This is a genomic window from Bacillus atrophaeus (assembly GCF_001584335.1).
Classification (GTDB): Bacteria; Bacillota; Bacilli; order Bacillales; family Bacillaceae; genus Bacillus; species Bacillus atrophaeus.
Genome location: NZ_LSBB01000003.1, coordinates 67,453 through 87,532, shown reverse-complemented (window position 1 = coordinate 87,532; position 20,080 = coordinate 67,453). Strand labels below are relative to the sequence as shown.

Annotated in this window: 20 protein-coding genes and 1 pseudogene; 6 read left to right on the top strand and 15 right to left on the bottom strand. The window is 44.6% G+C overall.

The window, feature by feature from the left end; translation table 11 throughout:
- Positions 1-8 precede the first annotated feature (8 nt).
- The 4 genes from AXI57_RS06415 to AXI57_RS06400 form a co-directional block, all read right to left on the bottom strand.
- Complete coding sequence (locus AXI57_RS06415) at positions 9-860, bottom strand: diguanylate cyclase domain-containing protein (RefSeq protein WP_004430391.1); 852 nt, start codon at positions 858-860, stop codon at positions 9-11.
- A complete protein-coding gene (locus AXI57_RS06410) occupies positions 841-1,926 on the bottom strand; it encodes a hypothetical protein (protein ID WP_061669596.1) in 1,086 nt (361 codons plus the stop codon). The genes AXI57_RS06415 and AXI57_RS06410 overlap by 20 nt, the downstream gene beginning before the upstream one ends.
- 241 nt (positions 1,927-2,167) lie before the next feature.
- Positions 2,168-4,354 (bottom strand): DNA topoisomerase III, encoded by a 2,187-nt coding sequence (locus AXI57_RS06405; protein ID WP_004430385.1) that lies wholly within the window; start codon positions 4,352-4,354, stop codon positions 2,168-2,170.
- A 63-nt stretch (positions 4,355-4,417) separates the two neighbouring features.
- Positions 4,418-4,852 (bottom strand): transcriptional regulator LrpC, encoded by a 435-nt coding sequence (locus tag AXI57_RS06400; RefSeq protein ID WP_061669595.1) that lies wholly within the window; start codon positions 4,850-4,852, stop codon positions 4,418-4,420.
- Between the two features lie 146 nt (positions 4,853-4,998).
- On the opposite strand from AXI57_RS06400, the gene AXI57_RS06395 reads away from it, so the two are divergent.
- The 4 genes and pseudogenes from AXI57_RS06395 to AXI57_RS21925 all read left to right on the top strand — a co-directional run.
- Positions 4,999-5,181: a helix-turn-helix transcriptional regulator gene (locus tag AXI57_RS06395; RefSeq protein ID WP_061669594.1), complete on the top strand. Its 183-nt coding sequence runs from the start codon at positions 4,999-5,001 to the stop codon at positions 5,179-5,181.
- Positions 5,182-5,198: 17 nt separating this feature from the next.
- Positions 5,199-5,678, top strand: a complete 480-nt coding sequence (locus AXI57_RS06390) for a DUF6773 family protein (RefSeq protein WP_061669593.1) — start codon at positions 5,199-5,201, stop codon at positions 5,676-5,678.
- 101 nt (positions 5,679-5,779) lie between these two features.
- Complete coding sequence (locus tag AXI57_RS06385; RefSeq protein ID WP_004430377.1) at positions 5,780-6,070, top strand: DUF3817 domain-containing protein; 291 nt, start codon at positions 5,780-5,782, stop codon at positions 6,068-6,070.
- 199 nt (positions 6,071-6,269) lie between these two features.
- Positions 6,270-6,389, top strand: a pseudogene (locus AXI57_RS21925) (hypothetical protein); the annotation flags it as partial.
- Positions 6,390-6,463: 74 nt separating this feature from the next.
- On the opposite strand, the gene AXI57_RS06380 reads toward AXI57_RS21925, so the two are convergent.
- From AXI57_RS06380 to AXI57_RS06360, 5 genes are all read right to left on the bottom strand, one after another.
- Entirely contained in the window at positions 6,464-7,273 is an 810-nt protein-coding gene (locus AXI57_RS06380) for a lipid II flippase Amj family protein (protein ID WP_004430375.1), read from the bottom strand.
- Positions 7,274-7,338: 65 nt separating this feature from the next.
- Positions 7,339-8,253, bottom strand: coding sequence for a phytanoyl-CoA dioxygenase family protein (locus tag AXI57_RS06375; RefSeq protein WP_061669592.1), 915 nt, complete (start codon positions 8,251-8,253; stop codon positions 7,339-7,341).
- Between the two features lie 513 nt (positions 8,254-8,766).
- The gene (locus AXI57_RS06370) at positions 8,767-9,195 is read right to left on the bottom strand and encodes a pyridoxamine 5'-phosphate oxidase family protein (RefSeq protein WP_004430373.1); all 429 of its coding nucleotides are present in this window, start codon (positions 9,193-9,195) and stop codon (positions 8,767-8,769) included.
- A gap of 130 nt (positions 9,196-9,325) precedes the next feature.
- Complete coding sequence (gene lyxE / locus AXI57_RS06365) at positions 9,326-9,829, bottom strand: D-lyxose ketol-isomerase (RefSeq protein WP_061669591.1); 504 nt, start codon at positions 9,827-9,829, stop codon at positions 9,326-9,328.
- A 15-nt stretch (positions 9,830-9,844) separates the two neighbouring features.
- A complete protein-coding gene (locus AXI57_RS06360) occupies positions 9,845-10,705 on the bottom strand; it encodes an SDR family oxidoreductase (RefSeq protein WP_061669590.1) in 861 nt (286 codons plus the stop codon).
- A 155-nt stretch (positions 10,706-10,860) separates the two neighbouring features.
- On the opposite strand from AXI57_RS06360, the gene AXI57_RS06355 reads away from it, so the two are divergent.
- Positions 10,861-11,457 carry a class I SAM-dependent methyltransferase gene (locus AXI57_RS06355; RefSeq protein WP_061669589.1) on the top strand — a complete coding sequence of 199 codons (597 nt, stop codon included), beginning with the start codon at positions 10,861-10,863 and terminating at the stop codon, positions 11,455-11,457.
- A gap of 19 nt (positions 11,458-11,476) precedes the next feature.
- Here AXI57_RS06355 and AXI57_RS06350 read toward each other — a convergent pair whose 3' ends face one another.
- The 4 genes from AXI57_RS06350 to AXI57_RS06335 all read right to left on the bottom strand — a co-directional run bounded on the left by AXI57_RS06350 (position 11,477) and on the right by AXI57_RS06335 (position 18,523).
- Positions 11,477-12,988, bottom strand: a complete 1,512-nt coding sequence (locus AXI57_RS06350) for a class I adenylate-forming enzyme family protein (RefSeq protein ID WP_061669588.1) — start codon at positions 12,986-12,988, stop codon at positions 11,477-11,479.
- Between the two features lie 237 nt (positions 12,989-13,225).
- Positions 13,226-15,313: a BglG family transcription antiterminator gene (locus AXI57_RS06345; RefSeq protein ID WP_061669587.1), complete on the bottom strand. Its 2,088-nt coding sequence runs from the start codon at positions 15,311-15,313 to the stop codon at positions 13,226-13,228.
- Between the two features lie 205 nt (positions 15,314-15,518).
- A complete protein-coding gene (locus AXI57_RS06340; protein WP_061572347.1) occupies positions 15,519-16,421 on the bottom strand; it encodes an aldo/keto reductase in 903 nt (300 codons plus the stop codon).
- A gap of 110 nt (positions 16,422-16,531) precedes the next feature.
- Positions 16,532-18,523 (bottom strand): penicillin-binding transpeptidase domain-containing protein, encoded by a 1,992-nt coding sequence (locus AXI57_RS06335; RefSeq protein WP_141292195.1) that lies wholly within the window; start codon positions 18,521-18,523, stop codon positions 16,532-16,534.
- 150 nt (positions 18,524-18,673) lie between these two features.
- Here AXI57_RS06335 and AXI57_RS06330 point away from each other — a divergent pair, with 150 nt between their 5' ends.
- Positions 18,674-18,961 (top strand): antibiotic biosynthesis monooxygenase family protein, encoded by a 288-nt coding sequence (locus tag AXI57_RS06330; RefSeq protein WP_004430361.1) that lies wholly within the window; start codon positions 18,674-18,676, stop codon positions 18,959-18,961.
- Positions 18,962-18,966: 5 nt separating this feature from the next.
- Here AXI57_RS06330 and AXI57_RS06325 read toward each other — a convergent pair whose 3' ends face one another.
- The gene (locus tag AXI57_RS06325; RefSeq protein ID WP_004430360.1) at positions 18,967-19,212 is read right to left on the bottom strand and encodes a YczI family protein; all 246 of its coding nucleotides are present in this window, start codon (positions 19,210-19,212) and stop codon (positions 18,967-18,969) included.
- 189 nt (positions 19,213-19,401) lie between these two features.
- On the bottom strand, positions 19,402-20,040 hold the full coding sequence (gene lipC, locus AXI57_RS06320; RefSeq protein WP_004430358.1) for a spore germination lipase LipC: 639 nt from the start codon (positions 20,038-20,040) through the stop codon (positions 19,402-19,404).
- Between the last annotated feature and the right edge of the window lie 40 nt (positions 20,041-20,080).

Sequence of the window (20,080 nt, the reverse complement as noted above, 5' to 3'; positions counted from 1 at the left end):
GTATTACGTTATAGTTCATTCATCATCATCTCGTTTTCCAGTTCTTCTAAAAATTGTTCAACGGTTTTTAAGTCTTCTCGATAAGGCAAGAAGCACACATGAAAGGTTAATGATACGTATTTTCCGTTTTGCAGCCGATAAGTGTCCAATTGTGTTTTTAATTTTTTCAAAACGGCCGGCATGTGTTCTGCCGGCGTATGCGTGAGCACAATACCGAACCGTTCCTCAGAGGGACGGAATTTTTTATCCGTTTCCCGCACACTTGATCTGATTTGCCGGCTGACGAATGTAAACAGGCGGTCTGTTTCTTTTTCTCCGTATAAGGATTTAAATTCCTTAAAGTAGTGCATGTGTAGCAGCAAAAAGACGAAGGAATTGCCGTATCGCTCTGCGCGCTTCATTTCCTCTGATAATTCAAGCTTCATTCTCTGTTTGTTATCGAAGCCTGTCACTCTGTCTACCGCTACAAAACTCTTGATCTCGGCTTGCAGATGCTTGACCGACTTGCCCAGCCCTCCGGCCAGATCGTGAATTCTTCCAGAAATAAAGGAAAACAGGAGCAGTGCGGCACCCCATATCACAAGTGTTTTAAGCCCTTCAGCCGCGGAAAAGATCGCGACTTGTACGGACTGAAACCATAGTATTAAGCTCCCGAGAATAAACAAAACGATGAGAGTGATCACAAGCGAGTACACCGGGCCGAACCATACCCCGGCGCCAATGACGAGCAGGGTGATGCAGATGATGAGAATGCTTTCTGGTTGCTGCGGCGATACGTAATAAATAAAGATGGATAGGGCCGCAGCCAGCAAAACAATATAACTAAAGATTTTTTGAGTGTCATTGAATGATATTTTCATTAAAAAGCTTCCTTTCAGCCAAAAGCGGCAGCAAATTGTCGAAAGAGTGCGTGTCATTGCCGCTCATATATCCTCCATAATGTGTCTTCAGCGGATCAAGGGTTTCAAACCCGGTCATTTTTTCATATAACGCCTTGATAACGGCGGTGTCTTCTTTTTGTTCAGCCAAAAATAGGATAGCCAAGGCGTAAACAGACGGTGATTCATATTGAACCGCCGGCTTTTTTGTTTCCGCTGAATACCGTCCGTACAGCTTTCCGTTTGCTTCAAACTCCTGCTTAACCCAGTTTGCTGCAGCTGCCGCTTTTTCATCTCCCTTTTTCAAGTGCAGCGCGGCATACAGCTGGTCGATGACATTGACTTCACTGTCGTACTTATATTCTCCCGTCTCTGTGTTGTACGTTTTCGGCAGAAAGCCGTTCTTAAGAGGTGCATGATAAAGAACGTTCAGATTCCGCTGTTCAGTTTCTTCATCTATCAGTCCGTTCTTCTTTAACACCGCTAACGCATCCGGCATGATATAGGAAAGGGTGACGTCTTTTCCCGCTGCTTGAGAGCCGGAATCGTAAAAATCAGTAAACACGCCGTTGTTCATATTGTGCTTTTTCAAAGCGGCGCCGATCTGCCGGGCCGTTTGAGCATATTCATTGTGATTCCAAAGAGCCGCCGCCTGGTCCAGACACAGCATGATTCTGAGATCATCTATCAGAGCGTTGGACTTAGCGGGTATATTGTCTTCAATCTTCCACGTAATCAGATTGTTTTTCATCAGAAAGGATTCGGCAAGGTGCTGATATTGTTCCTGAAAATGAGAGGCGTCCTTTTTGCTGAGTAAAAATTCCATCCAGAGGCCGAGTGATTCGGATAAATAGGCGGGATGATCTTTTAAATTTGTTTGAATCCAGCCCTTTTCGTTCATCAGATTTTGATAGACAAAGTGTTCCGCAGGCTGAAGCGGAACGCTGTTTGGTACATCCGCCGATTCCTTGTGGTCAGCTTTCATGCATCCCGCTGAAAGTCCGATTGAAATCAACAGGATCATGACAAAAATGCTCACGTTCTTCACTGGCAAATCTCCCTTTTCATCTGAAACTCAGTCAGACGATTATTATATATGGCTGAGAAATAAAATGTAAGAATCAAATTATTATAATAATGGGTATTTACACCTAAAATGCAAATTATATTTACTATAAAAGAAAAAAATGCAGATTACTAGCTTTTTTTTCCTTTTGATCAACAGGAAAAACATGCCTTTAGACCATTAAAAAAAGAAACCTGCTGATCAATCGCAGGTTTCTTTTTTATTATTTATCCAGACCGAGCTTTTTCAGCTGTTCCGCCAGCGCGTTATTAATCGGCTCGTCTTTGTTTTGTTGTTTCAGATATGAGGATACATCCCGTTTAGAGGCGCGTCCTGTTTTTTCTTTAGATTTGCGTTTTTCAAAAACGGACAGTTTTTCGCGGTGGCCGCAGACGCACGCGAAGATTTGTCCTTCTCCCTGCCCGCGCAGCTCCAGCTTCTTGTGGCAGTTCGGACAGCGGGCATTTGTTTTTCTGGCGATTGTTTTTCTGCTTCCGCACTCCCGATCCTGGCATACAAGCATTGTGCCGCGTTTGCCGTTTACTTTCAGCATCATTTTGCCGCACTCCGGACAGGCTGTTCCCGTCACATTATCGTGCCTGAAGGTTTGGCTGCTGTTTTTTATGTCTTTCACTGTTTCGTTCGCGTAGGCCTTCATTTCTTTAATAAAGACGGATGATTTCAATTTCCCTGCCGCAATGGCAGAGAGTTTTTGCTCCCACTCTCCTGTAAGAGCCGGTGATTTTAGATCCTCAGGAACGAGCTGTAACAGCTGTTTTCCTTTTGAGGTGATGAAAATATCTTTATCCTTTTTCTCAATTAAAAAGCTGTTAAACAGTTTTTCAATGATATCGGCGCGGGTTGCGACTGTGCCTAACCCGCCGGTCTCGCCCAATGTTTTAACAAGATTCTTCTCATCTCCCCGCATAAAAGCGCTTGGATTTTCCATGGCGGACAGGAGAGTTCCTTCATTGAAACGCGCAGGCGGCTTTGTTTGGCCGCTTGTTTCCTTCAAGGCGCGCACTGGCAAACTATCGCCTTTTTGAAGAGCCGGCAGTGTTTGGTCTCTGTCTTCGTCTTGATCGTCTTCCTCGTCATAAGCATCGTAAACAGCCTTCCAGCCTTGAGACTGAACGGTTTTTCCTTTAGCGGTAAACGTTTCTCCCCCGATGTCGGCAATGACCTTTGTTTCCTCATACTCAAATGCCGGCATCAATACGGCAAGAAAACGCTTCGCGATCAGATCATACAGCTTGCGTTCTTTATCGCTCAGACTGCTGGGGATAAGCGGTTCTTCAGTCGGAATGATGGCATGGTGATCTGATACCTTCGCATCATTCACAAAGCCTTTATGCGCTTTGACGCCGCGTTTTAAAATTTTCGTGACGTACAGGGCATATGGTTTAACTTCCATGCCTTCCAACCGGTCCTTTAATGTCGGCACGATGTCGTTTGAAATAAATCGTGAATCCGTACGCGGGTACGTGACAAGCTTATGCTGTTCGTACAATTTTTGTAAAACCGACAGCGTCTCTTTTGCAGAAAAACCGAACCGTTTGTGCGCGTCTCTTTGCAATTCAGTTAAATCATAAAGACCCGGCGCAAAACTTTTCTTCGCTGTTTTTTTCAGATCAGCAATTGTTGCAGATTTACCTTCCAGCTTGTCCAGCAATCGGCTAGTAACGGCTTGGTCAAATGTTCTGCTTTGCTTCGTTTTTTTGTCCTGCCAGGTTAAGGTCATCCCTTCAACCGCTGCACGAATACCGAAATACGGTACCGGCGTAAATGCTTGAATATCGGCTTCCCGTTTCGCAATCATCGCCAGTGTCGGCGTTTGCACCCGTCCGCATGACAGCTGCGCGTTGAATTTTGTGGTCAGCGCGCGGGTCGCGTTGATTCCGACAATCCAATCCGCTTCCGCTCTGGCGACGGCTGAGTGATACAGATTTTCATATTCTTTGCCGCTGCGCAGTTTTTGAAAGCCGTCCTTGATCGCTTTATCAGTTACTGAGGAAATCCACAGACGTTTGATCGGTTTATTAACGTGCGCTTTTTCAATGATCCAGCGGGCGACAAGCTCTCCTTCACGTCCGGCGTCTGTCGCAATGACAATGCCGCTTACATCCTTGCGGGTGAGCTGGGCTTTCACCGCATTGAACTGTTTTCCGGTTTTTTTAATCACGACGAGCTTTAAAGGCTCTGGAATAATCGGCAGATCTTCCAGCCGCCATGATTGAAATTCCTTGCCGTAGCCCTCAGGATCAGCGAGCGTCACCAAATGGCCAAGCGCCCAAGTGACGATATATCGGTCTCCTTCTAAATATCCGTTTCCCTTTTTATGACACTTCAGCACCCGGGCCAAATCCCGGCCGACTGAAGGTTTTTCAGCTAATACAACTGTTTTTGACATGCTTTATCACTTCTCTTTCTTTCTCGCTCATCCTTTTATTATAACAGACGGAACAGCCTCTCTCTAACCGCGCTCGTTTTTCATCTCAACTTCTGAAAAAATGACATGAGTAACGGTTTGAGCGTACGGTGAGGTTTGATTGATGAATTCTTCAATGGCTTCAAGGCTTTCGGCGTTGATTTTTAGCATATAGCAGGCAGACCCGGCGATGCGGTAGCAAAATTCTATATTCGGAAACGATTGAATATATGTTTTAAATCGTTCGTAATCTCCGTTTTTGACGGTTGCTTCTATCATGCAGGAAATGGGAAGTCCTATTTTTTTCTGATCAACTTCCAATGTATATCGTTTAATGATGCCGAAGGACTCAAGCTGTCTGACCCGCTCTGTGACCGACGGCGGAGACAGCTTGATTTTCCTGCCTAATTCCCTCATTGACAGGCGGCTGTCTTCTTTAAGTTCTCTGATTATGCTGAGATCGAGTTTGTCGAGTTTCATTTGGCCTCATACTTCCTTCTGCTCTTTTGTTCATATTATCGCGGGATTTTGAAAAAAAGACAAGGAGGCCGCTTCCCATTAATTGACTTTACGAAATAATATATACATTACATAAAGCAACATATAAATTGCATTGGAGTGAGTAAATGGTTAATCGGGTTAAAATGGCTCGGATTGAAAAAGGATGGACCCAATCTCAGCATGCGGCTCACGTCAGTGTCACCAGGCAGACGATCGGGCTGATTGAAAAAGGCAAATATAATCCGACATTGCAGCTTTGCATCGCAATAGCAAAAGCCTTGGATCAAACGTTGGATCAATTATTTTGAGAAGGGATTGAAACAAAATGAAGCTTCCGTTTTTACAAGCCTCCTCCGGGCGGACCGATGAATACGTTGAAAAGAAGATGAATCAATTCTACGGGGAAGCTGGTTTAATTGTGGCTGCTCTCATGCTTTTGGATCTCATCATCAGAGGCGGAATTCTGCACAAAGAACCTTCTGAATATATAGTGAGCGGTATTGGTTTTATCGTATATGCAGGATATATCTTACTTCGCTACCTATTATCAGGCATGGAGCATCCGGACATATCGAATAAAAGAGTCTATCGGAAAAAAAGAAAGGAAATAACCGCCGTCAGCGCCTGTACCGGCCTTATTTTTCTTGCGGTCAGTTTCCTTTTTACCGGATTCCCGCAGAACTCCGAGGATTGGTTTGATGCCCTTGTACTGGCCATATTGTTTACGATCTTTTACTTCATGGTTCATTTCATAAGCCTGAGCATATCCTACCGCAAAAATAAAGATATTTTCGATGATGAGTAAGTTAAAATTGAAGGTTTTTTGAACATTAGCCGAACTTGTCATATTTGTCCCCTTGATCGTATATAGTATAGGTGAAAACGTGTACATAAGGAGGGCGATTTATGCTGCAAACACCGATCGGAAGGCTTCGTACGATGGGTTTTATTGAAGGAATGTCTCTCTTAATCCTGCTGTTTATCGCTATGCCTCTTAAATACTGGGCTGATCTTCCGCTTGCCGTTACGATTGTCGGTTCCGTGCATGGCGGATTGTTCGTTTTGTATTTGCTTGTGCTGGCTTATGTGACGCTGTCTGTCAAATGGTCATTAAAATGGTCTGCCGCCGGATTCGTCGCCGCTTTTGTTCCATTCGGAAACTTTTTGTATGACCGGGGATTGAGAAATTATAAATAAATGATTGTGCATTGGCTGTCAGGCATGCCGCGAGTCCGTCGGGCGCCTTTTCGAATGCCCCTTTCACCGATTCTGTGCAAGTCTGATCCAATGTCATATCTTTTTTAGACTAAAAGGTGTAAATTTAAGAGTTTGAGTAAAATCCTGTATTAAAAATGCAGGGTTTTTCTTTTTTTCTTTTTTTCTCATGATCATTTCTGCTAAAAAGGTTCCTGACGAAGTCTATCAGGACACTCGTGCATTTTACGATGAAAGAGAATATGTTGATTTAGATATCATTAATCAAATCAACAGTTGGATAGCTGCCGGAAAACATTAAAGCGTGCAACCAAAATGCCAAAAGTGAAATCATTTGTCATGTAATGATTTCGCTTTTGGCGATAGGCTGCTTCTTTAAAACCACTTTGTCATCCACGCAATATAATAGGCGCCGGGGATAAACATGAGCTGGGCGAGAATCGTGCCCGCCACCCTTGAGGTCACCATCGTTACCGATGTCCACTTTAAATAGGTGTAACTTCGTTTTCCCTTTGCCACGTCATCAGCGAGCACGGATATTTTCGGATCGACAAAGACGGCTAAGAGCATTGTGGCAATGCCGTTTATCAGCCCGGAGGCCATCACTGCCGTCGTGCTTCGTTCCGGCGCGAGCAGTCCGGCATAGAGTGCTGAGAGCACGCCGATCGTATATATTGAAGTGATCACCATGTTGATGACAAAGAGACGCTTTGGAATAAAGCGAAATTGAAAACCTTTGAAATACGAAACAGATGGTTTTCTCAAATAGTAACGGGCGTTTTTTAGTCCGTTTATCGACAAACCCTTTTTAAATACTTGCAGAACGGACCCTCCCCCGCCAGCAAGATGGATGATCGCCCGTGAAAATATAGCGACAAACGTCGGTAACAGAATGATTCCAAGCATAGTGCCGACTGTTGATCCGAAAATCAAAAATCTGAATTGCTCTCCTACAATCGTGAGCGCATGCTTTCCGGCGTCGTCAATTAAATGTCCTGTAAAGGGCTGCTGCACCATGTTCGACATTCTGGATACGATGACCATGACATTGAAGAGTGAAAGAGCGGACGCGATAAACCCAACCCGCGCTCCTGAAAGCCTTGTCGCATAAGCCAGTGTTTCAATTGAGTGAATCAGCAGTAAAAAACAAAAAATGAATAATACCTGTAATGTGATAACTTCCACTATGTCTTCCTCCACTTATTAATACAAATTAGACTGATTGAGGAAGGCCGAGGTTTCGAACCACATTACCATTTTTTAAGCCCAAGCAATTTCTCACCTAATTCAGTTAAGACGGCTCGGCTGTATTTGGCTTGTTCCCAGTTTCGCGGATCTCCCGGAAATGCCTCGCCGTCTGGCGGAATTCGCTCGCTCCATTGAGAAATTCTTGATTCGCGCAGCGCCTCATTATGTTCTTGCGCAGGAAACATGGAAATGTACTGGGCAAGCCGCGGCTTTGTCGAGTGATTCGCCCGAATGCCGTGGGCCAGCATGCTGTTAAAGATGAGCAGATCTCCGGCTTTTGTAACGACTTTTGTCGGTGTAAACCCGGCTGTATCAGGCCGATAAGGATTTCGATCCGCAGGCTGTGTTTGCACCCATTCCTCAAAATTGCAGTACAATTCAGGGATGCACTGGAATCCGCCCATTTCTATATCCGTATCCACTAAGGATAAGACGCCTTGCACATTGACCGGAAGCGGGTCTAATGAGGTATCCACATCCCAATGGATAAAGCCTTCATACTCATAGCCCGGTTTGATCGGCAGATTGAGATTGCATCTGTCAATGGTCGCCCATAGCCTGTCAGTGCCCCAAATATCCACAAAAGCGTTGTACACCTTCTCATGTGTGCGGTTATCCCACAAATATTGATGATGATAAAGCTCTACCATACCTGTGTTTTTCAATTCTTTCATTTGAATCTCACGGCGGGCTGGCGCGTACCAATCAGAAGGGTTCTCCGGATCTTTTTCTTCAAACTCCCAAATCAGATTGGCTGTGCGCTCAATGTAATCTTTCGGCACAGCGTCATGGATGACGACATATCCGTTTTCCTTCCAAAACGCCCAATCCTCTTCACTCAGCACTCTCAAAGGCTCTTGTTGAAGCCGCTTGTTTAATGACTCGGCAATTGTAAGAATATTATTCTTTTTGTTCATACAGAAACCTCCCGCACCATTTTGCGAAGCGCTTACATTATTATAATAAGGGATGAAACGCGTTTCACATCAATAGACAATACAAAAAAACCGCCCGGGGTTGCCGAGCGGTTTGTCTTATTCTTTTCTTACGCAAATAAAAGGTTATATATTCCGCCGTAGTCGGACGGTTTAGATTCGTCTTTAAAATTGTTCCGATAGAATCATCTTCGAAAGTAAACACCATGGAAGTTCTTGATAACAAGACAACGAAAGCCCTACCTCTCAATCGTCACTGCGGCTCCGAAGCCGCGCCGGTGTGAATTGTAAAACAAAAAGTCTTTTTTCCATCTCATCGTTAGGGGCGAGTGTCAGAGGGAAAAGAATAAGGTCAGCTTTTTTGTACCATAGCTGTATGGAAGCGGTAAAGCTTCTCTCTTAAAACAGAAAAAAGAAGTTTACTTTCTTTATTATTTGCACATTTATCTTTCTTAACAACTTATTATACTACATCGCCCTGAATAGTACAACACTTTATTCAGATAAATTTAATGAAACAGATGTTTTTTCGCCTGCATTCATTAATCTGATGTCGGCCGGTTCAATTTCAAGAATGACCAGATTCGGATCGTCCTTGCCGTCAAACCAGCGTTCAAGCTTGCTGTTCCAGAGCTTATCTTTTAGTTCAGTTGAATTGTTCAGCTTAGCTTTCCCGGATACTTCTACGTACGCATCACCGAAACCCTCACAATCATATCCTAATAAAACATGCACATTCGGGTTGTTTTCAATTTCTTCTGTTTTATGTGTCTCTTTGCTTGTCGGCGTATAAATGGTCAAGCCGTCATGGAAAAAAGTCATATAACGGGAATGCGGTTTGCCCTGTTCAACGGTGGCAAGTGAACCTACTTTATGGTTATCCAGTACATCCAGCACTTTTTGTTTAATTTCTTGTTGATTCATTATGAATCACTCCTTTTTTAATCTCCGCTGTTACTTTTCCACATTCCGGAGAAATTTAAACCTTTGAATGCGCGCATCTTTATAAGCCAGTGATGAACATAAAAAAAGGATGGGCATTTCAGCCCCATCCTTATATTCTTGAATCCGTAAATATATCGTAATCGTCCGTGCTTGTTGAAGACATTTCGGTTATGACCGCACCTTCTTCTCCCGCTTGAAACCAATGTTTCGTATTAGGCGGAATGGTGTATTGCCCCCCTGCCTCCAGTTCGATTTCGTGCCAGACGGTATAGTACTCTCTGTCTTCATGGGGCGGAAGAACCTTCGGAAGCTCCGTTTTTTCTCCCTCAACATAAAGGTAAACTTTACCGTAGCGGCAGCGGAAGGTTTCTTGTTTTCCTTCCTCGCCGTTCACAGGCGGATGGCGGTGTTCCGGGCAAGTCTGTCCCGGGAACAGCACCAGTTCCTTTGAACAGTATCGGTCCGTATTGACGTAGATAAAAAGCTGCAGCCCGGCTTTATCAAGCTTTCCTAATCCGTAGTCCATGATTTGGATTTGGTCAACTTCATCATCTGTCAAAATAATTCCCGCTTTTTTATAATAGCTGTTTACGTCTTCCTTTGTTACCTTCACACTCATCACTCCCTATTATGTCGTCACAAAGTCGCCGCCGTTAACATGGAGCGTCTGACCTGTCATATAGGAAGATTCATCTGAAGCAAGCAGAACATAGCAGCCCACGTGCTCAACCGGTTGTCCAGGACGGCCCATCGGTGTGTTTTGTCCGAATTTGGCGACAGTTTCATCCGGGAATGTAGCCGGAATTAACGGTGTCCAAATAGGACCCGGTGCTACTGCGTTTACACGGATTCCATCTTGAACGAGCGCTTGAGCCATCGTTCTTGTAAAGGCATTGATTGCGCCTTTAGTCGCCGTGTAATCAATAAGCTGCGGATTTCCTCTGTATGGGTTAATAGATGTTGTATTTATGATCGCACTTCCCGGTTTAAGGTAGTCGATTGCTTTTTTAGTCAAATAAAATTGTGAATAAAAATTGGTTTTGAATGTTCTGTGCAGCTGTTCGCTTGATATATCCTTAATGTTTTGCTTCGGATGCTGTTCTCCAGCGTTATTTACAAGGATGTCAAGGCGCCCAAGTTCATTCACCGTTTTTTCCACAGCTTCATTACAGAACTCCTCTTCCCCTACATCTCCCGGGATCAGCAGGCATTTTACGCCTTCTTGTTCTACACGTTTTTTTGTATCTTCCGCATCTCCGTGTTCATCAAGATAGACGATCGCAATATCAGCGCCTTCTTTAGCATAGGCTACAGATACGGCGCGGCCGATTCCGCTGTCGCCCCCTGTAATTAGCGCGACTTTTCCTTTTAATTTGTCCGCCCCTTTATAATTTTCGTACTCATATACGGGACTTGGATTCATCTCGCTTTCAATTCCAGGCTGCCGATTTTGTGATTGCGCCGGTAATTCGTTTGGATAGTTTCCCATGTGTTTTCTCCTCCTCTTTTTTCATGTGCTATTTTTCTGTCTACCTCCTGCATTCTTTGTCTAAACATAAAAGAGCAGTTTGGAAATGCTTTTTCAGAAAAATGTTTCACATGAAACGTTTGGAGGGATTAATAATACAAAAAGGCGGTGACAAGATGATTAATGCCATTTCAAAGAAGTTCAGCCGGCCAAAAGGTTTGATTGGCGTAATTGCCGGATACATCATGGCCGCTGAAAATAAAACATTAAATAAATGGACGATTGATCAGCTGACCTTAAAACGTCATGACGTTGTCCTTGAAGTAGGTTACGGGCCCGGATACAGCCTGAAGCAGATGCTGAAGCGTGAGCCCACGGTAAAAATTGATGGGATTGATGCTTCGGGGGTCATGAAAAAACAGGCGGAGCGCAAGGTCAAACAGAAGTCGGTGCGGCTGATGAAAGGCGGCATTGAAACAGTCCCTCTCCCTTCCGCTTATTATGATAAGGTGCTTTCGGTTAACAACTACACCATCTGGAATGATCGGCAAAAAGGCGTGAACCATATATATCAAGCCTTAAAACCCGGCGGCAAGACGGCCATTTCGTTGCAGCCCAGAGAAGCAGACGCAAGTCCGGAGAAAACAAAAGCATTCGCCAAACAGATATATGCCGATTTATACGCGGCCGGTTTTGAAGACATAGAGATTCAATTTAAATACATCACACCAGAACTGTCAGTTTGCGTAACCGCAAAAAAACCCGGCATCTAATAGAGCCGGGTTTTCTTTCTTATGAGTGAGTGGCTTGATTGCGCAAGATATCTTTCTTCACTTTGCCGAGATTGTTTTTCGGAAGTTCGTCTACAAATTCAATCTCCGGAATTTTGTAAGCGGACAGTCTTTCTGTACAGAAGCGGGTAACATCTTCTTCCGTCAGATCTTGAGTGCCGTTTGTGACAATAAACGCTTTCGGTTTTTCTCCGTAGAGCGGGTCAGGCACGCCGACAACAGCGGCCTCAAGAATGCCAGGCACTTGCTGAACAACCTCTTCAATCTGGTCAGGATAGATGTTATCGCCGCCGTAAATAATGACGTCCTTATAGCGTCCGGTAATAAAGATGAATCCATCCTCATCTATATAACCTGAATCACCTGTGCGGAACCAGCCGTTTTGCAGCACTTTTTGTGTGGCTTCCGGGTTTTCTTCGTAGCCTTTAAACAAAAAAGGACTATGCACGACAACTTCTCCGATAGATCCTTGAGGCAGCTCTTCTCCCGTTTCAGGATCCTCGATTTTCACATCAACAACGGACATCGGTTTTCCTGCTGAAGCGGCTTTGTCCCAGCCCATTTCAGGGCTCCATGTGCTGATACCCCATGCCTCGGTGCTGCCGTAGCCTTGTACTAGAGGCACTCCGATTTCATGATATCGGCGAATCAGGCTGCTCGGCACCTTTGTTCCGCCAGTCATAAAGTATAAGACAGAGGATAGATCAGTCTTGCGGGCTTCCCATTCCTCCAGAAGGTAGGTATAAAAAACAGGGAGAGCCATCACGCACTGAATCTTTTCTTCCTCTATCAGGTTAAGAATATGAGCGGGATCCTGATCATTTGTAAAAATGATTGTTGCGCCTGTTATCGTGCCCTGCATTAAACAGATGATCGCACTTGTGTGATAAATCGGATGGCAAGCAAGAAAACGAAGATCTTTCATGCGGCCTCCGCTTTTAATGGTTTCAGTTACATAATTGTAAATTCCGCCGTGCGTCAGCATACATCTTTTTGGGTTGCCAGTGGTTCCTGAAGTGAACATAAGCAGTGCCGTATCATCTTCAGATACCGTTTCTGCTTCTGGCAAATGGCCGGGACCTGCAAAAAGATCTTCAAATTCAGATGTTGTTTCCGAAGCGGTCCCGGTTACGATTGTTGTATGCAGTGATGAAATCTCCGGAAGCACTTCTTTCATGGTGTCCTCAAAATCACTGCCGTAAAATAAGGCTTTTGGCTCACAGGCTTTTAATATTCCTTTAAGCTCATATGGCTTCAGCTGCCAGCTGACAGGGACCACCGCTGCGCCAATTTCAAGCGCGGCAAACATAACGGTTGATGCAGCATTGCCGTTTTTACAAAGCACTGCGACCCGATCGCCTTTTTTGATGCCCTTTTGCAGCAGGGTGTTCGCAAGCTGGTTAATTCTTTTGCGGTAAACGGCGTATGTCTGTGTATCCTCTCCGGTTTTCACAGCTTCTATCTCTTCACTGTTCGGCATGTCATGCAGAATCAGATGCTGTAGTGTCTTCATATTTTCATCTCCTATATGATGTTCAAAATTCAATTGTCTCGTTAGATTATCTTCCTTTTCCGAATCCATTTTAAACCAAAAAAGATAACTTGTAAAACAATTTCGTTTTGGAATGATTTTATTTGAGAATGATAAAATAGTCCCAGTTTCAGTTATTTTCTGCAATAGGAATCTTTCGCATACATCACTTTATGACATACAAAAACACACGCCGTTTTTCCGGCGTGTGCTTCTTTTTCACTGATATAAATTCTCTTTCATCCATGCATGGAACAGCATGTTCAAACGCTGATAAAGCGCCTGTTCTCCTTCATTCTGAAATGCTTTCATGCTCGCTTTGCTTTCGATAATAGCGGAACTGATAGCGCTTAATATTTCCGACCCCTCAGCCGGCAGATCAGCGGGCGCCATCATGACAAGCACACGGCTCATGCTGAGGGGCTTTCCGTCCATGCCTTTGACTTCATACGGCTTGCTGAGATCATAAATTTTGAAAAAAGGCAGGACGATTTCTTCATTTTTGAGATGGTAAAGCGCCATCCCTGTTTCAGGGATGCCCAATCCCCCCTGCTTTTCCCGCTCCAGCAGGCAGACAGCGGCCTTTTTGGCGTCATGAATCAAGCCTTCCGCCTCCAGCAGACGGAACATCTGGTGCGGCAGCGGTTCATCATCGGGCTTCGTGTCTATGTTATTGACGGTGAAATTCTTCAGGACATGTTGAATCGAGTCCAAGTATCGGCCCATTTTCTCCGCTGTTTTCAGGGTATCGGGGATGTCCGTTTCTTTACATCGGCCATTATCCGGTCTGCGTTTTTTCTCCAGAATCAGCGGGATCTTTCGCTTAATGTACTGCTTGACCTGATTGGCGTCTTCTTCATTCAGCAGCGGGCTCACCACAATGTAATCTATGTTTTCATAAGGAATCGGCACTGTGGAGACGATCATATCATACGCCCCGATATCCCGGTCCTTCAGCTCGATCAGCGAGGACATGTCGAATGATTGGATTTCGGGCAGTTCTTTTTTCAGCCTTGACGCGAGCATCTTCGAAGAACCGATGCCGCTTGAACAGACGATCAGCGCTTTGATCTTTGCTTCTTCTTTCTTAATCTCCAGCGCGGAACCGAAATGAAGCACGAGATAAGCAATCTCATCATCAGAAAAAGTCATGTCCGGAAAACTTTTTTCCATCCCTTCTTCGATCGCCATGTAAAGGAGAAAGTAGTCGCGTTTGATCTGTTCCTTCATCGGATTGTAGATGCCCATGCCTTCCTTTATCCTGTTCATCGCCGGCTCCAGATGGGCAATGAGTCCTTCGTATAAGGAGCGGTTTCCAGTGAGATCCATCCTGATTTTCCCAGAAATAAAAGCGATCAGCCGTTTCGTTTGCAGCGCGATTTCCAGTTCGATCTCCTGCGCTTTGTATTCAGTTTCATATTTACGATTCGCGCTTCGCAAATGGATGGTAATATAGCCGACTTCCGCTTCGGGAATGGTGACGCCGAATGCCTTTTCTAGCTCACCGGCAATCTCAAGGGCTGAGCTGTATTCCTTCGTATTTTTCAATGTATGAAGCTCTTCAGCCTCCATACTGATGGTTTCGCCAAGCTGGATGCGCTCCATCGCAAAGGTTAGATGAACGACAAGGGCGATATACGAACTGTCAGAGAGAGCGTATGCGGTTTTTTCTTTCAGCCGGAACAGAACCCGTTCCATTTTCAAAAGCTCTCCTTTGCTGACGACGCCGAACATTTTTTCTGATGTGTCCGTTTTGCCCTTAATATTTAATTCAACAGTTTCTAAAAACATCTGAATATCTAAACGGTTGACGATCAGGTTTCCGACGATTTTCCGTTTTGCGTCCTCAGGCCCCATAAGCTGAATGCCATATCCCCTTTTGCGGATCAGCGTTAATCCGAAGGGCGAAATCCATTCCTCCAGCTCATCCAAATCATAGCTGACGGTCGCATTGGTCACCTGTAAGTCCTTTGCTAAGGTATACAGCTTAATCGGCTCCTGAGACTCTAATAGCGAACAGAGAATCAGAAGCTTCCGTTCATCGGCGCTGTACTCATGCTGTTCATGGGACAAGTCGGTCAAGAGCTTTTGTTTGTCTTCCATACTCCCGACCATCTTTAAACCCTTGCCGGGCTGTTTGTCGAGAGTCAGGTTATATCGCTGCATGATGGGCTTGATAGATTTTAATTCCCTGTGAATGGTCCTTGTGCTGACTTGCATCGCCTCAGCCATCTCATTAACCGTCACATACCGGCTTTGCGATAAAAGATGTTTCATAAGCTTTTGTTCTCTAGCAGTCATATACATGAAAAGTGCCTCCAGACTTTCGTGATGCGGTATTTGTTATGAAAGGGGAGTATACAGGAGCAATTGAAGAGGTTTTCCTTATAATATAAAACGCTTTCAATATATATTCAACAACTACTAAATGGCAATTTGGCACTGGACTGTGTGACAGGATTGAAAAACAGTGTACAAAAAAGCATCAGCCATAATGGCTGATGCTTTTCCGTTATGGAATATCATACCCTTGCACACTTGTGTAAATCCGAAACCATTGTTCGTGGCTTAGCTTGTGTTTTAGCGCATCTATCGCAGCAGAAAGCCGTTCGCGCTTGCCGCTTCCGACAATCGGCATAATGCCCGCAGGGTGCGTAAACAGCCAAGCATACATGACTTCATCCATTGAAGCGGCGCCGATTTCTGACTGGACGGCTTCAAGCGCCGCGCGTATTCGATAATCTTTGTCCATTTCTCCGGAAAAGACTTTGCCTCCCGCAAGCGGTGACCAAGCCATCGGAGCGATGCGCTTCTCTTGGCAAAAATCCAGAGTGCCATCATGAATATTTTCCAATTCATAAGCGGACAGTTCAATTTGATTGGTGACAAGCGGCTCAGGCAAATAGGATTCAAGCATCCGGTATTGATGATCTTTAAAGTTAGAGACTCCGAAGTACTTGACCTTGCCTGAGCATTTCAGAGCCTGAAATGCTTCAGCCACTCCCTCAGGGTCCATGAGCGGGTCCGGTCTGTGAATCAGCAGGACGTCAATATAGTCTGTGTTCAGATTCAGCAAGGATTGCTCAGCGGATGCCAGGATGTGGGACTTGGTTGTATTATAATGATGCGATCTGTGGCTCGGCCGTTCCGGTGATTCAATGACAATCCCGCACTTCGTGACCAGCTCTATTTTTTCTCTTATGGAAGGCGAAAGGGCGAGGGCTCTGCCAAACAGCTTTTCGCATGTGTACCCCCCATAAATATCAGCATGATCAAACGTGGTGATGCCGTGTTCCGTACACCACTCGATGAACTGAAGCAGCTCCCTGTCTGAATAATTCCATTCATTGAGGCGCCAAAGCCCGTGTATCACTCGGGAAAATTGAAGATCTTCCGCCAACTGTACGCGCTGCATATAACTCCCTCTTTTCTTTGAGCTGACTTTAGAAGCTTATAGAAAGTGCTTCATGCTTTTTTATTCGGCTTTTTCCGCCCTTTTTCCTTTCGCCTCACGAAAATGGTTTTTTATTTAGACTGAAATTGATTTTTCGCCTTTTCGACGACATAATGGCTGCCGCCGCGTTTCTTGACGTCTTCAATCATCATTGCCACCAGCAAGTCTTTGTTCTTGTAATCGTATCCGACAAACCAGCCGTTTTCTGCGCCGTCTTCATCTTTAGATTTTTTCAGCTCGGCTGTTCCTGTTTTTCCGGCTACGGTTATCCCTTTCACAATCGGCTGATAAGCTGAGCCGCGCTCGTCTTCCACAACGCCTTTTAATCCTTTTGTGATTTCTTCCGCGCCCGCTTTAGAAACAACCTGTTTATGCCAGATGTCAGCTGTTTTTGAACCTTTTTTTACGAGTCTCGGCTTCACTAAATTGCCGTCGGCTGCAAATGGCGTATAAGCCGCCGCTAAGTGAAGCGGAGACATTTGCATCTGCCCTTGGCCGTAACCTGAATCCGCCAATAAAATGTCGGAATCAAGCTTGTCATTGGCAATGGATGACGTTTCAACCGGAAATTCATATGGGACATCTTCCGCAAATCCGAAAGTTTTCAGACCTTTTGTAAAGGTATCCGCACCCATATCAAGCGCGTTTTGTGCAAAATAAATGTTATCTGATGTGATTAACGCGTTCTCCAGATTGACTTCGTCAAGGCGCTCTGACACCCTTGTAACGGAATAGCCGCCCCAGCTCGAATCCTTCTGCCATTCTTTTCCCGTGATTTTTTTCTTTTCTGCGGCGTCAAGTGTCCCGCTTTTCAGTCCGATAGCGGCTGTAATCGGTTTAATTGTAGAACCGGGTGCGTATGTTTTCTTAAACTTGGCCGAGAAAGGCAGGTGTTTATTTGAGTTTAATTTTTTCCACTCTTTATCGTTCCACCCGAAAATAAATCCGTTGGGATCGTAGGAAGGAGCGCTGACAAGAGCAAGTGTCTCTCCTGTTTGCGGCTGAAGCGCGACTGCCGCTCCGCTGTCATCCTTCAAATCGTCATACAATTTCGTTTGGGTTTTCATATCAATTGTAAGGTTCAGATCCTCACCGTTTTTCGCTTTCTTTTCGGCGATGACATCACCTGTTTCAGGCACGTATATTTTCCAGCCGGTTGTTCCTCTCAGCTTGTCTTCATATACATTTTCAAGGCCTGCGATTCCGATCTTGGAGGTATCGCTGTATTCGCCGTCTTTCTTTTTCTTTAATTCTTCGGCTGTTATCGCCTTGATATATCCTGTAAGATGAGCCGTTTTTTCGCCGTAAGGATAATAGCGGGAGCGTACGCTCGTTTTCGTCACACCGTCAAGCGATGTCAGCTCTGATATTAAATCCTTTTCATCCGGTCTTATCTTTTGAAGCGGTACGTAGGAGTCATCTTTCACCCAGTTTTGTGAAAGCTTTTTCTCAATATCGTCTTCAGAAATCTCCAGTTTTTCAGACAGCTTTTTCAGCACCTTGGCTTTTTTGTCACCGAGCTGGCCTGGAATAATGCCGATTTCCGGCACTTCTGTATTGATGGCTAAGCCTTTGCCGTTTTTATCGTAAATTTGTCCCCGTTTTGGCTCTTCACTGGCGATTTGCACGGTTTTTTCGTCTGCCAGCTGCTTAAAGATAAAGGATGGGTCCCAATCTATATTCCAAGATTCCCCGTCGTCCGTTTTCTCTTTTTTGAGCACCGCTGTATTTTCAAAGGCTACTTTTCCTGCTTTTGTTTCCATGCTGACTTTATATGGAATATGCTGCATGTCCTTATTTTTCGTATCTTCTTCATCCTGTTTGCCTGCAGTGACTTTTAAGTTTTTTACACCGGCCTGTTCATAGACGGTTTTGTACCTAGTCACAAAGTCTTTTTTTGATATCTCTTTTTTGGCATCTTTCGACAGGCTTTGATACATTTGTTCAAAATGTTGGCCGTTCCATTCTTTAACGAACTCTTCCATTCTGTCATCGGCCGAATCTACTTTTGAACAGCCGATAAGCCCTATAAATAATAGTAATAAAATACACTTTTTCAACACGTTTTCCCCCTGCCTTCCAATTGTTATTTTCTCCTAAAATGAAGGAACCGTGCAAGGATTTTTTTCTAGAAAGATCTAAAAAACAGAATATAAGCCTTTTTTCGGCGGAAGTATCTGGTACACTTTGTCTATAAGAAAGGGAGCGATCACATGATTAGAGAAGCAGCCATGCTGTATGTAAAAGAAGGGCTTGAGGATGAATTTGAAGAGGCGTTCCGCCGGGCGGTCCCGATTATATCCGGGATGAAGGGTTATATGACACATTCTTTATCAAAATGTATGGAAGAAACTCATAAATATCTGCTGCTCGTAGAATGGGAAACACTTGAGGATCACACAAAAGGCTTTCGCGGGTCTGCTGAATATCAAGAATGGAAAGCCTTGCTGCATCGCTTTTATTCTCCGTTTCCTGTGGTCGAGCATTTTCAAGATGTTTAATAGAGTCAAATGACATTCAGCGTAAACCCGATAAGAGAGACGGACCATACAAAACCGGCGGTGTAGAAGTTAAATCTTCCAGAGCTGTCGTTTTCCCTTTTCCGTTCTTCAACCCCTTGAATGAACATCACCGCCCCCAGAAATACCAGCATAACCGACTGAATGACAGAGGTATGTTCAGCATAATTAAATGCATAAATAGCAAGCACAACGATAATAAATGCAAGAGACATTTTTATGATGCGAATCAAAAGTACCATCCTTTCTCATAAATGAAATATTGAGCGCAATACCTATATCTGACTTTGTCCTCCATTATTCTAGCGCACTTTTTTTGTCTATAGAACAGAGAATGGTAAATTTTAAGTTTCTTTTAATGTTTGGACAGACGCTCTGTCCGCCGCCTAAAAAAGCGCTCTGGACAAGAGCGCCTTTTGATATCAATGAGCTATTTCTCCATAGCCGATCTTTTGCAGCGTATCAGCCATGACTTGATAGCCTTGACTGTTGGGGTGGACGCCGTCAAAGGATAGGTATTCTTTCTCCTTTCCTTTAAAAGCGCTGTATACATCAGCGATTTTCACATGGGGCGCTGAAGCTAATTGGCTGAGGTGTGAATTATAGGAAGTAATCCATTTATCCGCTATTGGGATGTCCGGAAAAGGGTTGTATAAATTGAAGACTCGTATAGCATAAGGGGGCGCATTTTTCCACTTGATGCGGGCAATCTGGGTGATCATTTTTTCGAAATTTTCGTGGCAGTGCTCGGATGCGCGGCGAAAAATGGTTTCGTCCGGGTTTTCTTGAAACGCCCGGACAGACTCAAAGAGATCGTTTCCGCATCCTGTAATAGTGATCATATCAGCGGTTTGTATCCGCTTTTGAACATGTGGCAGCGACAGCAGGTGCAGGATTTCTTCTGTTTCAAGCCCGGATTTCGCGAAGACCGATACGGAGACTTCTGCCTCTAAGTCAGCTTGCATGATATGCCGGAAGCGCTGGACGAATCCGCTGGAAAACAGCCCCGATCCTCTCCCTACGGTCAAAGAATCGCCGAGCGCCGTATATTCAATCCTCATATTCTTTCCTCCACTACGTTATTGTTGATATCCTAATGTA

Coding starts and splice junctions, on each gene's coding strand:
- AXI57_RS06400 (WP_061669595.1), bottom strand. CDS start 4,852: ATGAAACTCGACAAACTCGATCTCAGCATAATCAGAGAACTTAAAGAA.
- AXI57_RS06390 (WP_061669593.1), top strand. CDS start 5,199: ATGAAGCTTCCGTTTTTACAAGCCTCCTCCGGGCGGACCGATGAATAC.
- AXI57_RS06355 (WP_061669589.1), top strand. CDS start 10,861: ATGATTAATGCCATTTCAAAGAAGTTCAGCCGGCCAAAAGGTTTGATT.
- AXI57_RS06360 (WP_061669590.1), bottom strand. CDS start 10,705: ATGGGAAACTATCCAAACGAATTACCGGCGCAATCACAAAATCGGCAG.
- AXI57_RS06345 (WP_061669587.1), bottom strand. CDS start 15,313: ATGTATATGACTGCTAGAGAACAAAAGCTTATGAAACATCTTTTATCG.
- AXI57_RS06350 (WP_061669588.1), bottom strand. CDS start 12,988: ATGAAGACACTACAGCATCTGATTCTGCATGACATGCCGAACAGTGAA.
- AXI57_RS06385 (WP_004430377.1), top strand. CDS start 5,780: ATGCTGCAAACACCGATCGGAAGGCTTCGTACGATGGGTTTTATTGAA.
- AXI57_RS06330 (WP_004430361.1), top strand. CDS start 18,674: ATGATTAGAGAAGCAGCCATGCTGTATGTAAAAGAAGGGCTTGAGGAT.
- AXI57_RS06395 (WP_061669594.1), top strand. CDS start 4,999: ATGGTTAATCGGGTTAAAATGGCTCGGATTGAAAAAGGATGGACCCAA.
- AXI57_RS06370 (WP_004430373.1), bottom strand. CDS start 9,195: ATGAATCAACAAGAAATTAAACAAAAAGTGCTGGATGTACTGGATAAC.
- lipC (WP_004430358.1), bottom strand. CDS start 20,040: ATGAGGATTGAATATACGGCGCTCGGCGATTCTTTGACCGTAGGGAGA.
- AXI57_RS06375 (WP_061669592.1), bottom strand. CDS start 8,253: ATGAACAAAAAGAATAATATTCTTACAATTGCCGAGTCATTAAACAAG.
- AXI57_RS06415 (WP_004430391.1), bottom strand. CDS start 860: ATGAAAATATCATTCAATGACACTCAAAAAATCTTTAGTTATATTGTT.
- AXI57_RS06340 (WP_061572347.1), bottom strand. CDS start 16,421: ATGCAGCGCGTACAGTTGGCGGAAGATCTTCAATTTTCCCGAGTGATA.
- AXI57_RS06405 (WP_004430385.1), bottom strand. CDS start 4,354: ATGTCAAAAACAGTTGTATTAGCTGAAAAACCTTCAGTCGGCCGGGAT.